Source organism: Rahnella variigena (genome assembly GCF_003610915.1).
Classification (GTDB): Bacteria; Pseudomonadota; Gammaproteobacteria; order Enterobacterales; family Enterobacteriaceae; genus Rahnella; species Rahnella variigena.
On sequence record NZ_NSDJ01000001.1, the window covers coordinates 3821976 to 3835685 of the forward strand.

At 46.9% G+C, this 13710-nt stretch carries 11 protein-coding genes; 5 read left to right on the forward strand and 6 right to left on the reverse strand.

The window, feature by feature from the left end:
* Nucleotides 1-35 precede the first annotated feature (35 nt).
* The 3 genes from CKQ54_RS17610 to CKQ54_RS17620 all read left to right on the forward strand — a co-directional run bounded on the left by CKQ54_RS17610 (nt 36) and on the right by CKQ54_RS17620 (nt 3294).
* On the forward strand, nt 36-977 hold the full coding sequence (locus CKQ54_RS17610; RefSeq protein ID WP_120164103.1) for a glycosyltransferase: 942 nt from the start codon (nt 36-38) through the stop codon (nt 975-977).
* A gap of 110 nt (nt 978-1087) precedes the next feature.
* Complete coding sequence (locus tag CKQ54_RS17615; RefSeq protein WP_244220270.1) at nt 1088-2635, forward strand: capsular polysaccharide export protein, LipB/KpsS family; 1548 nt, start codon at nt 1088-1090, stop codon at nt 2633-2635.
* A complete protein-coding gene (locus CKQ54_RS17620) occupies nt 2632-3294 on the forward strand; it encodes a hypothetical protein (RefSeq protein ID WP_120349685.1) in 663 nt (220 codons plus the stop codon). The genes CKQ54_RS17615 and CKQ54_RS17620 overlap by 4 nt, the downstream gene beginning before the upstream one ends.
* A 50-nt stretch (nt 3295-3344) precedes the next feature.
* Here the strand turns inward: CKQ54_RS17620 and CKQ54_RS17625 are convergent, their stop codons facing one another.
* From CKQ54_RS17625 to CKQ54_RS17650, 6 genes are all read right to left on the reverse strand, one after another.
* Nucleotides 3345-4334, reverse strand: coding sequence for a right-handed parallel beta-helix repeat-containing protein (locus tag CKQ54_RS17625; protein ID WP_120162009.1), 990 nt, complete (start codon nt 4332-4334; stop codon nt 3345-3347).
* A gap of 26 nt (nt 4335-4360) precedes the next feature.
* Nucleotides 4361-5632, reverse strand: a complete 1272-nt coding sequence (locus tag CKQ54_RS17630) for a capsule biosynthesis protein (RefSeq protein WP_120162010.1) — start codon at nt 5630-5632, stop codon at nt 4361-4363.
* Between the two features lie 47 nt (nt 5633-5679).
* Complete coding sequence (locus CKQ54_RS17635; RefSeq protein ID WP_120162011.1) at nt 5680-7719, reverse strand: capsular polysaccharide biosynthesis protein; 2040 nt, start codon at nt 7717-7719, stop codon at nt 5680-5682.
* On the reverse strand, nt 7719-9395 hold the full coding sequence (locus CKQ54_RS17640) for a polysaccharide biosynthesis/export family protein (protein WP_112289426.1): 1677 nt from the start codon (nt 9393-9395) through the stop codon (nt 7719-7721). Before CKQ54_RS17640 ends, CKQ54_RS17635 begins: the two co-directional genes overlap by 1 nt.
* A gap of 54 nt (nt 9396-9449) precedes the next feature.
* Nucleotides 9450-10538, reverse strand: a complete 1089-nt coding sequence (locus tag CKQ54_RS17645) for a capsule biosynthesis protein (RefSeq protein ID WP_181955487.1) — start codon at nt 10536-10538, stop codon at nt 9450-9452.
* Nucleotides 10539-10733: 195 nt separating this feature from the next.
* Nucleotides 10734-11720, reverse strand: a complete 987-nt coding sequence (locus tag CKQ54_RS17650; protein WP_147412486.1) for a KpsF/GutQ family sugar-phosphate isomerase — start codon at nt 11718-11720, stop codon at nt 10734-10736.
* A 533-nt stretch (nt 11721-12253) separates the two neighbouring features.
* Between CKQ54_RS17650 and CKQ54_RS17655 the strand changes: the two genes are divergently transcribed.
* Both CKQ54_RS17655 and glnH read left to right on the forward strand, forming a co-directional pair.
* A complete protein-coding gene (locus CKQ54_RS17655; protein WP_112289429.1) occupies nt 12254-12520 on the forward strand; it encodes a DksA/TraR family C4-type zinc finger protein in 267 nt (88 codons plus the stop codon).
* A 413-nt stretch (nt 12521-12933) separates the two neighbouring features.
* Complete coding sequence (gene glnH / locus CKQ54_RS17660; RefSeq protein ID WP_013574683.1) at nt 12934-13677, forward strand: glutamine ABC transporter substrate-binding protein GlnH; 744 nt, start codon at nt 12934-12936, stop codon at nt 13675-13677.
* The last annotated feature ends 33 nt before the right edge of the window (nt 13678-13710 follow it).

The window sequence follows — 13710 nt, forward strand, 5'->3', positions numbered from 1 at the left end:
CCTTAACATTTCAACTTATAATCGAGTACTATAAAATGAGTTTATTAGTTAATCATGTGATGTCAGCAGACACTCCAAGCAAAATCTTTTCAGATATACTGAATTATTATAAAGAGTTCTGCGGTGAAGACATTACAATTATTGAGTCTGTAAGGCCAATTGAAGATGCCGATATATATCACTATCACAGACCGCATCTAGAAAGTGAGCTTAAAGAAAATTCAGTTGTAACCGTGCATCACGATATAAATGATTCTGATAAATGGCTATCTTATGAAAAGTTTCATGAGCGTTATAAAGAAGCAAAAATCGTTTTTTGTTTAAATAAAGACCAACAAAACATACTTAATCAAAAAGGTATACTGCATACAGTCGTCATTCCTCATGGCTATAATAAGAATATATTTTCACGACCAGAAAAACCTAAAGTAAAGAAAGAAAAAATTACCTTAGGTATAGTTTCAAAACGCTACGACCGAAAAGTTAAAGGTGAAGCGCATATTCTTGAGTTATATAAAAGACTAGATAGTAATAAATTTAAATTCTTGTTTGTAGGAGAGGGTCGTAGTATTTCATCGCGTAAAGCCATGTCATATGGTTTTGAGGTTGAGTGCTTTGAGAGATTACCTTATTTATGCTTTAACGACCTTTATAAAAACATAGATATTTTGCTTATTACGAGCCTGTACGAAGGTGGCCCTGCAAATGTGCCAGAAGCTATCATATCAGGGACACCGATTGTATCTACGCCGATTGGTATGGTTTTAGATTATGTCACTAATGGCGGCAATGGCGCATTTTTGACCGGTAACTATAACCATGATGCAGATCTTATTAGCTCATTTACCGAAGAATATGCATTTGAGAAACTTGCCTTAAATGCTTTTAGTTGTAGTGACCAGGCAATGAGCTGGGAAGAAGTAATCATAGCTATAACATCAAAATATAAAGAATTAATGGAAGTTAAATCTCTATGAAAAACGTAAGCATTCTATTCCCAGATCAAGTTCATTTCCATGATAGAAACTTCAAGAGTTTATTTGACACAATAAAAAAACATTCTATCAGGCACACGTTTGTGACAAATATGCATCATTTAGTCGCAGCCTTTGGCGATTACTTCGAACATAAAGAGCAACTGATCAATGAATATAATGAAGTTTCTCAACTGAGCAATGAAGAACTATTCAAATTAAAAGAAAATGGAACAATGCTTTTCAAAGTATACAGAAGTGAAGCATTATCTTACTTTTTATCTTTACCAAAGTTCAGAAATAAAATTTCGCAAAATTTCACTGACTATGAAATTTTCGAAAACATGTCTCAAGTAAACCATGAAGCTTTATTATTGAATATTAGCGCAGCTATATTTTGGCTAAAATTTTGGGATGACAAATTAAAAACATTAAAAATACACACATATGCATGTATTTTTTCAGGAGAACAAATTTATAATAGAGCATTACTTGAAAAACTTAAAACTCATACCACAACACCTCTTGTACTTGAACATTTCTTTACTGGAAACGAATTTTACTTTGAAGAAAAGTATGAGCCAATACCTAATAACACCAATTTAAAACATATGAATGCTTATAAAAGCATTATATTACCAAGCAATCAGGATGAATTTGAACGAAAAAGAATCAAGGCAATAAATAAAGTATTACTATCAAAAAATAAAAACGTTCTTCAACCTAGTGAATTTCAAAAAATTGAAAATTATGGAAGGAAAATAATAAGTATAATTGGTCAAGTGTACAATGACTATTCTATCATAGGAACAGCCACGAAATACTTATCATCAATAAATTTTTATTTAGAGCTAATAGACAAACTTTTAGATCAAGAGTCTAATTACGTCGTTTTCAAAGCTCATCCATGGGAAAGAAACAAAACCAGGCAAAAATTAGCTCCAACTTATGATGCTCTTTTGAATTACAGAGAAAAACTTCCCTACGAGAAGAAAAACAGACTATTAATAACTGAAAATTTCAATTTATCTGATTTAATAAATCAGTCCGAACATATAGTGACATTGTGTTCGCAATCTGCAATTGAAGCAGCATTTTTAGGTAGTAAACCTGTGCAATTGGGTAATGCATTCTATGGAAAAAAAGGGTTTACATATGACTATTCATGCATAGATGATTTCATAAATGACCTGCAGGATGAAAAACTTTCTAGAGCATTAACTCTAAATGAATACAAAAACTTAGAAATTTTCCTGATGAAATTCTTAGAAGTTGAACTTGCATCTGTGCATAAGTCAGGCATCGGCACTCTTGAAAACAAATTAAAATTATATCCATACATTAAATTAGTAAAACAAGAGAAGCCAACTATCATCTCTGAAGCTAAAAATGAAATACAAAAATTAGTTTCCTCTCCATTAGAAAGTGCTCTAGTTCAAAAAGCAATTGATATAGTTTCTAACAATCTTACCAAAGAAGATATTAGCTCAGAAACTCTATCAAAAAAAATTGTAAAAGATGAAGGCATTACTATTGAGAAAAATAAAAAGAGCAATCTTCTTAGGAAATTTAGAAAGCTGACGAAAAACCCAAAATCATTCTTTTTTGATTCAAAGTCAAAAATTTTAAATAAAATTGGTAGCGTGATGTTTAACTCATGAATGAATTAATTTTTAAAAACAAAAAATACGTATATGAACAATATGGCAACAATAGCCTACTTGTAATATTAAACACACACAATCAAGGTGAAAAATACTTTGGTTATGCCAGTTTAACTAAAAGCCCAAAGAGTGATTTATTATTTATAACAGATCCTAATAACTCATACTATCTTGATGATGATAATGGTGAAACTTACAAAGAACTTTTAATTAATATATCTGAAAAATATGATAAAAAAAGAATAACCATTTTTGGAACATCAATGGCAGGTTATGCCGCATTATATTTTGGATCGCAATTAGGCTTCAATATAATAACATCAAACCCACAAATTGATCTTGATGTAAGCTTTGAAATATCTTGGCCAAACCTCAGAGAAACACTATCTAAAATAGAAAATAAAATATCATTAAAAACTTTTATTAGTGGTAATTATCGTGGTGGTAACATATTTATAATATATGGCCAACATAGAATGGATATAGCAAATTACAAACTATTTTGCGAAATCGATTTCGGTGAAAAAATAATTATCAAAAAGCATATAAACAGCATTGAGCACGGTTTTTTCCTGAGACTAGAGACTCTTCATGAAATTCAATTTTTGTTAGAAAACATTGAAAATAGCATTGAATATAATATTCCAGAATTTTAAACAAGAGTAAAACTCTACTATCCTCGGGCCAGGAGTAACAATCTTCTGGCCTACAATATACGATTATAATTCCCATTGTCATTTATTTTCGGCCTAACCCCATCAAACCTGTTCCCCTCTACCACATTATTATCCGCATAATCGTTAAAGTATTTACCGGAACTGTCCCTCGGTTTATCCCCGCAATCAAATCCTGATAAGTCCCGGTTCTGCCGGGATGCTAGCCAGATGCCAACGGGTTCATTCACGAAGGTATTGTTGCGAATGACGTTGTAGTCGCTGTGCTGCCAGCGGATCACGGATTTGCCTGTGCTGAAATGCTCGCCGCAATTCTTGTACAGAAACACGCCCCCTGCCCCGTTCGATTCGAACCGGTTGCCTTCGATAAGATTGTACGCCGACGAATCCACCGCTAACCCTTCACGCTTTCCCTTGCCGAAACTCTCATGGCCGTTGTTGATGATCTGGTTATCCACAATTTTATTATTACGCGATGAATGTTCCAGGTAGATACCCGACATATATGAATCGCGGACAATCGAGTGGCTCAGTGTGGAATGAGTGACGTAATCGTCAAAGTAAATTCCTACGCGTCCGCTGCCGGTCACTTCGACGTTCTCAAGGGTTATCCGCGTCGGTGTCCGGCGGTAGTTCTCTTCATGGTTTGGGCTGAGTTTGCTGGCTGCGATATCAGAAGTGATACGTATGCCGCTGCGGGTGAAGTGTCGCACTTTGCAGTTACGGACAGTGACATCCGATAAAGGCTTACCCTTGCTGTTGATCATTATGCCAAAAGGGCGTTCATTGTCCCCCTCCAGCACCGCTCCGTGGCAATCTAACGTGGTGTTGCTGCTGGTGATGATGACCGCTTCTTTATAAACGCAGTGAGGGGAAAGCGTGGTATTGCCGCGCACCTCAGGCAATTCGCACTCATGAGAATGCATAGAGGGCACGGCATTGGCGCAGCCTGAGAGAAACAGGGGGAGCAGAACAGGTAAGGAGAAATATGCGCAGAGGTTAATCGATAAACGTTTTTGCATCTGAGCATATTCCTCAAAGGTAGTCGTTATGAAAGCTGTTGTTTGATGTAGTTCATAATCAGTTTCTGGCTGATAAATACCGGCTGATACTGGGTATCTGCGGCGGTCGCGATGTCCGCTTTATTACCACCATAATACACCGCATTAATCTGCGTATTCTTCAGCAAGTATAGACGGAACTGTTTGAAAAGCTTCATGTCCGGCTTAAATCCTGAGGTCCAGAACTGGTTCAGATGTCCCTGATAGGTAATGCCTTTGATGTCATACAGCGCCCTGCCCATCACCTTCAGCGGCTTATTATGAATAAGCGCAGAGATCCCGGCAGTGCTGTTAATCGTCACCACGGCTTTAGAATGGGTCAGCAGTTCAGGCATCGGCAGGTCGTGGACGTAGATCACCCGGTTATTGATGCCGTATTTTTTACCCAGCTGGCGGATAAGCGGTCCGTATAAACGGTGTCCTCTGTCCATCGGGTGATGCTTAATCACCAGAAACTCCGTTGACGGCGCTTTCTTCGCGAACGAGTGCATCACTTCATTGATGTAATCACGCACGTCTTTATACGGGCTGTGATTGCGGATCTGGCTGTCGTTATATACCTGCAAAATCGCCAGATAATAGCGCTGATCCAGATCCGTCTGCAGTTGCTGCAACACATTGCGCTGGCGGAAGGCATACAGTTTTTTACGCCACGCAGCACGGGTCCAGCAACGCGCCTCATACCACGGCGAGAAGGATTTATGATGCCGATATTTCGGGAAGTCGTGCCGATAGCGCCAGCCGGCCAGATAATACAGGGTCGCATGACGGACGCGCTGCCAGCCTGAAGGTTTCAGGTGCTCGATTTCCGGCATGGTCATCGGTGGCAGGCTGCGGTAAAACTCCGCATCGCGCGGCAGGCTGGAATAGGCATTTACGCCGTTCTGTTCCAGCGTGATGTAATGCGGGCGCAGATAGCCTTCTTCAAACGCAAGGAAGCGCACGCCTTTTGCCTGCGCCCAGCGTTTTGCGGCCTGATGCAGCGGACGACAATCCCCGAAACACACGATGGTATCGAAGTCGTATTCCTGCCAGGTGGCTTTCAACCAGGTCGGGAACTCATCAGGCGTCTGCTGGTACAAGCGGTATTCACGCTTACGCGAATACAGCCTGTCTCCGCCGTTGAAAACGACGTTCACCGCTTCCCGCCCCAGAGACTCAAGCCACTGCGCTAAATCGCTGAAGAAAGGTCCCATCGGGCCCTGCAACAGCAAGTATTTTTTTCCAGAAAGTAATGTTGTAAGCGCCTTACTGTCCATTTCTGTCCGATTCCGTCAACGCCTCAGGCATTAGTAAGAAGCTGTTCTCAGGTGCTTAAAGTCACCCGGATCAGCATGAGCAGTTTTCTGTAATAACGGACTATCCTGCCCGCTTTAATTCTTGTGAATTGCATTTGTGCCCTTGGGGTCGCAGCGAGAAGTTCAACCGCCTGCTCCGCCAAAATGGGCTCCCGACTTTGCGGGTCGATATACGACGGGTACGCGATCAGCGCCTGGTAAACCACGTCGTCTACACTGAGGCTGCGCAGCCGGCGTGAACATTCATGCTCATCCTGCGTCAGTCCCCATCCGGCATAAAACGGCATGCCGTAACACGCCACTTTTTTGCCATGTAATAAGGCTTCAAAACCTGACAACGAGGTCAGGGTATGCAGCTCATCAGCAGCCTGGATACACTGAATAATGTCAGCATCCAGCGCCTGACTGTTTGCCCAGTGGCTGACATCTTCCGCAGGAATATTGCCCTGCCGGTTGCCCACCAGAACATCCGGGTGCGGCTTATAAATGATGTAGGCATCGGGATTACGCTCCCGCACCGTGCGCAGCAAATCACTGTTGGTGCAAATCGACATCGTTCCCGTCAGGATCGACGCGTCGTCTTCCACCTGTCCCGGCACCAGAATCACCGTTTTACCCGCCGCATCGGCTGGCAAGGTGAACGCAGCGCCGAGGTTATATTTACTGACTTTACTGGCGACCAGACGCTGACGCAGCGCGGCGGCACGTTGTTGCTGAAATGCCGTCAGCTGACTGTGGTTCAGCAAGTGCTCAAGGTCGCTCGGTCGCGTGGCATCGTAATAAATGCCCGATTTATCCAGCACCAGCGACAGCGGCGGATGCAGGTCAGAACCTAGACCGGCAGAGCGCAGAAAACCGTCTTCCATACGCCATTGCGGGATCTGCTGTTGCGCGGTCTGCGCACCCCAGCGTGATTCGCCTTTGATCCCCCACACCACGCAGGCGGTTTCACCGGCATAGCGTTTACTGAAATTCACTTTGTTGCTTCTGGTTCGCAGAAACGGCGCCAGAATGCTGCGCTTCCACAACGTCAGCCCCGGCGACCATAAGCGTCCTGCCCGCTGCTGGTGATGACGTCGTTGCATCGAAAGCCAGCTAAGTACATCAAATAACGTGCCACTCTTACCGCTGACCGGATTGATGTACCGGCTGTAACGCAAACAGGCCGCGCTGAAGATATCTTCCAGACTGGCTGTACCGCGCCGCGCACGAAGCGGTTCAGACTGAGCATGACGGTCGTCCGTTAATCCCCAGCCCGCATACCACGGCTGTCCGAACACGCTGACCGGTTTACCTGCCATCAGCGCCTCAAAGCCATAATTGGACGTCACCACATACACGCGATCGACCAGACGCAGCAAAGATTGCGGACTGACGTTTTCCGCCAGCAGTTTGATCCGCGGTTCCTGTTGCGCCAGTCTGGCAATCTGCGTGAAATAGCCCGCTTTCTTACCGTGCAAAACGTCCGGGTGGATCTTCACCCATATCTCAGACTGCGGATTGTCAGCTATCGCCGACCGCAGCATGTCATCAAACTGTTCAGCGCCGGCATTGCCGTAAACCACCGCCATATCGCCGAAGGTCTGATCCACCACCAGCACCGCGCCCTGTTCCGGACGGGTCAGCGTACACGCCGGTGCCTGGTTATATTTCGACAGGTCACCGTCAACAATCATCTGCATGGCCTGACGTGCGGCATCATGCAGCGGCAGGTTCTCTTCCCGCTGGTGGATCAGCCGCTCAAGCGTGCTGGGTTGCGAGGCGTCGTAATACATGCCCTCTGTATCCAGCACCATGGAAAGCGGCGCAGCGCCACTAACGCCCAGCTCCAGAGAACGGATAAATCCGTCCTCGAGGCGCAATACCGGCAGGCCTGATTTTGCGGCCAGTGCGACGGCTTTATCACCGGTTGGCCGGTATCCCCACACGGCAATCTGCGTGATGTCTTCCGGCACCGGCCGCAGCAGAGAAAGCTTGCGGCACGGCTGACCGAGAAACTCATCCAGATGCGGGATGCGCTGAATTCCCGCAGAAAAGATCCCAATCATTAAATTGTCAGAACCACTTTCGCGGCAACGGCCAGCTGATACAGGATCGTTGAAATACCGCGCGTGACTTCGATGTTCTTCGATTCGTATTTCGGCAGCACCATCAGCTCATCGCCAGGTTGCAGCGTTTTCACGTCTTCCGCGTTAATCGCTTCGCCGTTCTGTTTGATCAGGATGACTTTCGAGTTACCCGCTTTCTGCGTGTAACCGCCGACTTTGTCGATGTAATCATCCGGGCTCAGACCTTTCTGCCAGCTCACCGCATTCGGGAACAGCACTTCGCCGTGGATCATGACCAGTGAGGTTTTCTCAGGAATATTGATGACGTCGCCGTCTTCGAGGATCACCTGATTCAGGTTTGTTTCGCTCAGCACCACTTCACCTTTCGGCACCACCTGACGGGCTTTCGCCACGAAACGGCTGACGAGCTGGGCTTCCTGCGCACGCAGACGCCCTTCTTCCTGCGTCGAGGATTGTGCGGACAGAGACGCTTCTTCCAGTTTCTGCAACGTCAGATCCAGCATCTCTTTCTGACGCAATGCGACAGAACGGCGATAAAGCTGGATGGAGTTAATCTGCGACATAGAGTTGGTGCGGATTTTCGGCAGCAGCTGGCTCATGGTGGCGCCATACGGCAGCACGACGGCGTGTTCACCGGAATGCGCGCCTTCGATGCGCACCTGAATGGTGCCCGCGTAACGGTCAGAGCTGACAATCAGTTTGTCGCCATCCTGCAATGAGCGACCCGGCGCGGAGCCCAGCGGATAATACTCGCTGCGCTTCATGCTGCCCTGCTGGCGGATAATGGTCATGTGCGTTGCGCCCGGCTTCGGACGCGCCCAGCTCAGGGCTTCGCTGACCGGAATAGTGCTGTCGCGGAATTCAAAGTCGTAGCTGTTAAAGACATCGCCTTCCACGCTGAACGTGTGCTGACGCGGTCCGACCACGATGGTATCGCCATCAGAGAACTGCGACAGGCGCAGGTCGCCGTTGAGCAGGAAATCGTACAGATTGATGCGCGAACGCACGCGGTCGTTGTGTTTCACCACGATGTCGACATAGCTGCCGCGCTCGGTATCCACGCCACCGGCTTTGCTCAGGTAAGAAAGCAGTGAGTCAGACGCCACGCCACCGTACAGGCCAGGATTGGTGACATAACCGGTGACAAACACTTTCACCGGCTGCGCCTGAAGCAGTGAGGCGTAAACGTTCACGTTGGCCTGATAAACCTGTTTCACTTTGGTGGTGATCACGCTGTTCAGCTGGCTGTTAGACACACCGGCGACTTTCAGCGGCCCGACGTTCGGCAGGAAGATATTACCTTTCGGATCAACGGTCAGCGCGCCGTCAAAATTGAACGCGCCCCACAAACGGATTTGAACCTGATCGCCCAGGCCGACAATGTAATTCGGGTTGAAACCGATGCTCGCCGCGTTATCAGCCGCCGCGCTGCCGGTAAATAACTGTGCTCCGAACATACGGCTCATGACCGCAGGCACCGGAGGCGGTGGCGAATCATCAAAACCGGTATCAGAACCGGTCTGCTGCGTCTGCCCGGTCAGAAAAGTCGGCAGCGGCGCGGCGCCGGTCATGTTCGGATCGGCGTTGATCCCGATGGCATTTGCCTGGGTAAGCTGGCAAGCCAGCAAAATTAAAACGGACTTCAATAATTTCATAACAAGCTCTGTGTGCGATTCTTCAGGCAAAAAGGGATAGCGGTACAAACCACATCAATCTTTATGGTCATCGATAACGGCCAGCAATAATTTAATCGTTCCGAATAACAGGCAGCACACCAGCAGCCAGCTTGCGATCATATAAGGAATATTCGGGAACGTGGTTTCTTGCGGGAGCTGCGGTGAGCTGATCACCGAGAGCACCTTCAGTTTTCGTGCCGCTTCAACACGGGTTTTCTCCACCGATGTCAGCGTGAGTTTGTAGAGTTCAGTATCAAACTCGACTTTCGATTTAATGCTGTCGAAATCCACCGCCATGCTGTTCAGCTGATGGCCATCCGGCGCGGTGATTTTGCTTTTTTCCTGATCAATCTGCTTACCCAGAGAGGTAATGGCGTTCTGCGCGCTGATCACCTGCGGCGCATCATCGCGCAGGTAGGTCAGCAGGTTGCGCAGTTCCGCTTCCATCTGGATTTTTTGCCCCATCAGCGTATTCACCAGCGTGGTCGCTGCAATCGCCTGAGCCTGCGGATCGAGAATATTGTTGTGGTTCTGATACGCCAGCAGCTGGGTTTTGCTTTCATCCAGACGGGCGCGGGCTTCACGCATTTCGTTTTCAGCAAAAGCCTGCTGATCACGGGCAATTTTATGCGTGATTTCGTTGATGAAACGTTCGGATTCTTTCAGTACGGCCTGGTTGAACTGCTCGGCAAACTCCGGGGTGAAGCCCTGCGTGCCGATGGTCAGCATGCCCGATTTATCGTCATACGTGACGGCAATCCGGTCGCGGTAGTAATTCAGGAACTGCTCACTGCTCGCATCTTTTGGCAGGTGATACAGAAAATCCAGACCGCTTTTACCGAAAACGGAACGGAAATCGAGTTGCTTATCCAGAACGGCCAGCATGTCAGGCGAGTTGATGTATTCTTTTAAATACATGGCGTCCTGAGCGGTGCTGGGATTCCCTGCGCCCAGCAAGAGGCCAACGTTCAGGCTGGAACCGCTGATGTCGTTAGAGCTTTTGATGGCGACGGTAGATTCGCTGAGATAGCGCGGACGGCTGAAGATCACCAGATAGATGATCAGCAACGCCATCGGCAGGCCGATCACAATTTTGCCCAGATTGCGGTTCAGCGTGGCCATATTAAGATGAGGAGATCGACGAACCCGGGCAATGTGTTCCCCCGGCCATGCGGACTTCAATTTTTCAATAAACATTTATTATCATCATGACAAACAGCACGTTTTTAGTGTCGTGCTTTATTAAAAGTACCGTGAAAACCTCATTTCCCTCGCGTAAGGTTCACGGTGCGCAAAGAGTTTAATCGTGCTTTATCGTCAGTCGAAGATACGAACCAGGCCCGCGACGTTCTTTTCTTTATCCGTCACCAGCAACACTGAAACGCGGTGCTTTTGCATCAGCATTTCAGCATCCGTAATCATCATGTCAGCCGGTAAGGTCAGCGGCGAACGGGTCATCATGTCTCTGGCACACGCGCTGTCGAGCTGCGCATTCTTTTCCATATAACGACGTAAATCGCCATCGGTAATGATGCCGGCCAGCTGGTTCTGCGCATCATTTACCGCCACCATGCCCTGACAACCGCAGGTGATCGCCGAGATAACCTGGCGGAACTGAGTGTCTTCGGTAATGGTCGGCACATTTGCCTGCATCACGTCGGAAACGCGGGTCAGCAAACGGCGACCCAGCGAGCCGCCCGGATGGTAACGGGCGAAATCTGTCGGCAGGAATTTGCGCTGATGGATAAGTGCCACCGCCAGCGCATCACCGATCGCCATGGTGAGCGTGGTCGATGTCGTCGGTGCCAGATTATTCGGACAGCTTTCGCTTTCCATCATCAGTTCAAGCGTCGAATCAGCATGTTTTGCCAGCGTCGATTCGCTGTGATTGGTGATCGCAATAATGCGGTTACCAAACTGACGTAATGAAGGGATAAGCTTAAGAATTTCGTCGGTTTCCCCACTGGCTGAAATCAGGATCAGCAGGTCATACGGTGTAATCATCCCCAGATCGCCGTGGAAGGCTTCTGCAGGATGAATAAAGAAACTGGGGGTTCCGGTTGAGGCCAGCGTCGCAGAAATTTTGCGCCCGACATGTCCGGATTTTCCCATTCCGGAGAGGATCACGTGACCTTTGCATTCAACAATCAGCTTCAGCGCCTTCTGGTACTGAACGCTGTCGAGGTGTGAAGAAAGACGGTGTAAGGCGTCAGCCTGTTCAGAAAGCGTACTGCGCACCGAATCAATCAGACCGGGCTGTAGTGATACAAGACCAGCGCTTCCAACTACCTGATTATCTGCCACTTTAATACCCTGAATACCCTTCCGGGATAAAACTCACTCAGCGACTACACTTAAGAGTGGTTATTTATTTTGGTTAGCCGATCAAGTAAATGCACGGAGACGAATTCCATTTCCTGGTCTGGCCGGTCGACGCTGCCTGGCAGCTGGAGGGAATTGAATGAGAAAAGCGAGAACCTGAACGATGCAGAGGCTCGCGAGCAAAATATGAACTTACAAACACGCGAAAAATGAAACAGATTCACATGGGTTATTGATAACCGAAACACATTCATTCAATTCACGCGTTTTTTTAACATAGGGCACGAAATAACACAAACTCTATCAGACTTGTCCTAGGAATTTATGACATTTCGCTATGTTGTTGTGACAAATAAAAATTATCAACCCCCTGTTTTATAACCATTTACACTTAGCTAGCACCATTAATCATAGCGAATTAGCACTATAAGCAGCCTATTATTAACCAATAGAAATTTAGCCGTGAATAAATGTTTCAAATGAGTGATTTAAATTAATGTTTCGAGGAGGCCATTATGGCAAGCGGATGGGCGCAAGATGGCGCGGTACAAGATCAGATTGATTCCACAGTGAACGACGCAGTAGAACGAGCGCGTCAGTCGCTTGGTCATGGCGAAAGTGCGCATTATTGTAAGGAGTGCGGTGACCCCATTCCTGAAGCACGCCGGGAAGCGCTGCAGGGCGTGCAATATTGTGTGAAATGTCAGGCAGAGATAGACAAAAAACAGCAGGATCATGCCGGATACAACCGGCGCGGCAGCAAAGACAGTCAGTTGCGCTAGCATTTTTCCTTATGACCGGTTGCACCATTTTGGTTCACCCAGGGCGAATTCCGGCCTGAATTTCGCCCTTCCCTTCTTAACATCTGCTTCAAAACTGAGCGCTGGTTTTGCTCAGGTTCTAATAAAGTTAGAGCGAGTTATCATTTGAGCAGCACAATTGTTAATTAATGATTGTTTAAAATACAACATCTGGTTAATGATGAACCCATGCACCATCAAAGAACATTTCAACATGTAACAACGCACCATTATGGTGCTTTGGTTCATAAAAATGCCGCTTGATCGGTTCAGCAGCGCGATAACCTATTGAATTTTAATATGCATAGAGTCTCGCATAAATTCTGGCATAAATTTTGCATTAAAGCGCCGTAACCCAATGCCGTTCCCATAATATGTACAAAGGAAATTCACTGATGAAGTCACTGTTAAAAGTTTCCCTGGCCGCGTTGACTCTGGCCTTTGCCGTTAGCTCCCACGCAGCAGACAAAAAACTGATCGTAGCTACCGACACTGCGTTTGTACCGTTTGAATTCAAACAAGGCGACAAGTACGTCGGCTTCGACATTGACCTCTGGGACGCGGTCGCCAAAGAGATGAAAGTCTCTTATGAACTGAAACCAATGGATTTCGGCGGCATCATTCCTGCCCTGCAAACACACAACATCGACCTGGCACTGGCCGGTATTACCATCACCCCTGAGCGTAAAAAAGCCATCGACTTCTCTGACGGCTACTACAACAGCGGCCTGATGGTAATGGTTAAGAGCAATAACGACGCTATCAAAAGCGTTGCTGACCTGAAAGGCAAAACTGTTGCAGTGAAAAGCGGCACCAGCTCCGTTGATTACATGAAAGCCAACGTGCAGACCAAAGATCTGCGTCAGTTCCCGAACATCGACAGCGCTTACATGGAACTGGGCACGGGCCGTGCTGATGCGGTCATGCACGACACGCCAAACATTCTGTACTTCATCAAAACTGCCGGTAAAGGTCAGTTCAAAGCGGTCGGCGATTCACTGGCTGGCCAGCAATACGGTATCGCGTTCCCGCAAGGCAGTGACCTGCGTGAGAAAGCCAACGCCGCGCTGAAAACCATCAAAGAGAATGGTACTTACGCAGCAATCTACAAAAAATGGTTTGATACCGAACCTAAATAAGCTGTTTTTAATTTAAGTCGTTCCTTTTTTAAG

Bases quoted from the DNA above. Each gene is read 5' to 3' on its own strand.
- CKQ54_RS17620 (WP_120349685.1), top strand. From the start codon at position 2,632: ATGAATGAATTAATTTTTAAAAACAAAAAATACGTATATGAACAATAT.
- glnH (WP_013574683.1), top strand. From the start codon at position 12,934: ATGAAGTCACTGTTAAAAGTTTCCCTGGCCGCGTTGACTCTGGCCTTT.
- CKQ54_RS17655 (WP_112289429.1), top strand. From the start codon at position 12,254: ATGGCAAGCGGATGGGCGCAAGATGGCGCGGTACAAGATCAGATTGAT.
- CKQ54_RS17635 (WP_120162011.1), bottom strand. From the start codon at position 7,719: ATGATTGGGATCTTTTCTGCGGGAATTCAGCGCATCCCGCATCTGGAT.
- CKQ54_RS17645 (WP_181955487.1), bottom strand. From the start codon at position 10,538: ATGGCCACGCTGAACCGCAATCTGGGCAAAATTGTGATCGGCCTGCCG.
- CKQ54_RS17630 (WP_120162010.1), bottom strand. From the start codon at position 5,632: ATGGACAGTAAGGCGCTTACAACATTACTTTCTGGAAAAAAATACTTG.
- CKQ54_RS17640 (WP_112289426.1), bottom strand. From the start codon at position 9,395: ATGAAATTATTGAAGTCCGTTTTAATTTTGCTGGCTTGCCAGCTTACC.
- CKQ54_RS17610 (WP_120164103.1), top strand. From the start codon at position 36: ATGAGTTTATTAGTTAATCATGTGATGTCAGCAGACACTCCAAGCAAA.
- CKQ54_RS17625 (WP_120162009.1), bottom strand. From the start codon at position 4,334: ATGCAAAAACGTTTATCGATTAACCTCTGCGCATATTTCTCCTTACCT.
- CKQ54_RS17615 (WP_244220270.1), top strand. From the start codon at position 1,088: ATGCATCATTTAGTCGCAGCCTTTGGCGATTACTTCGAACATAAAGAG.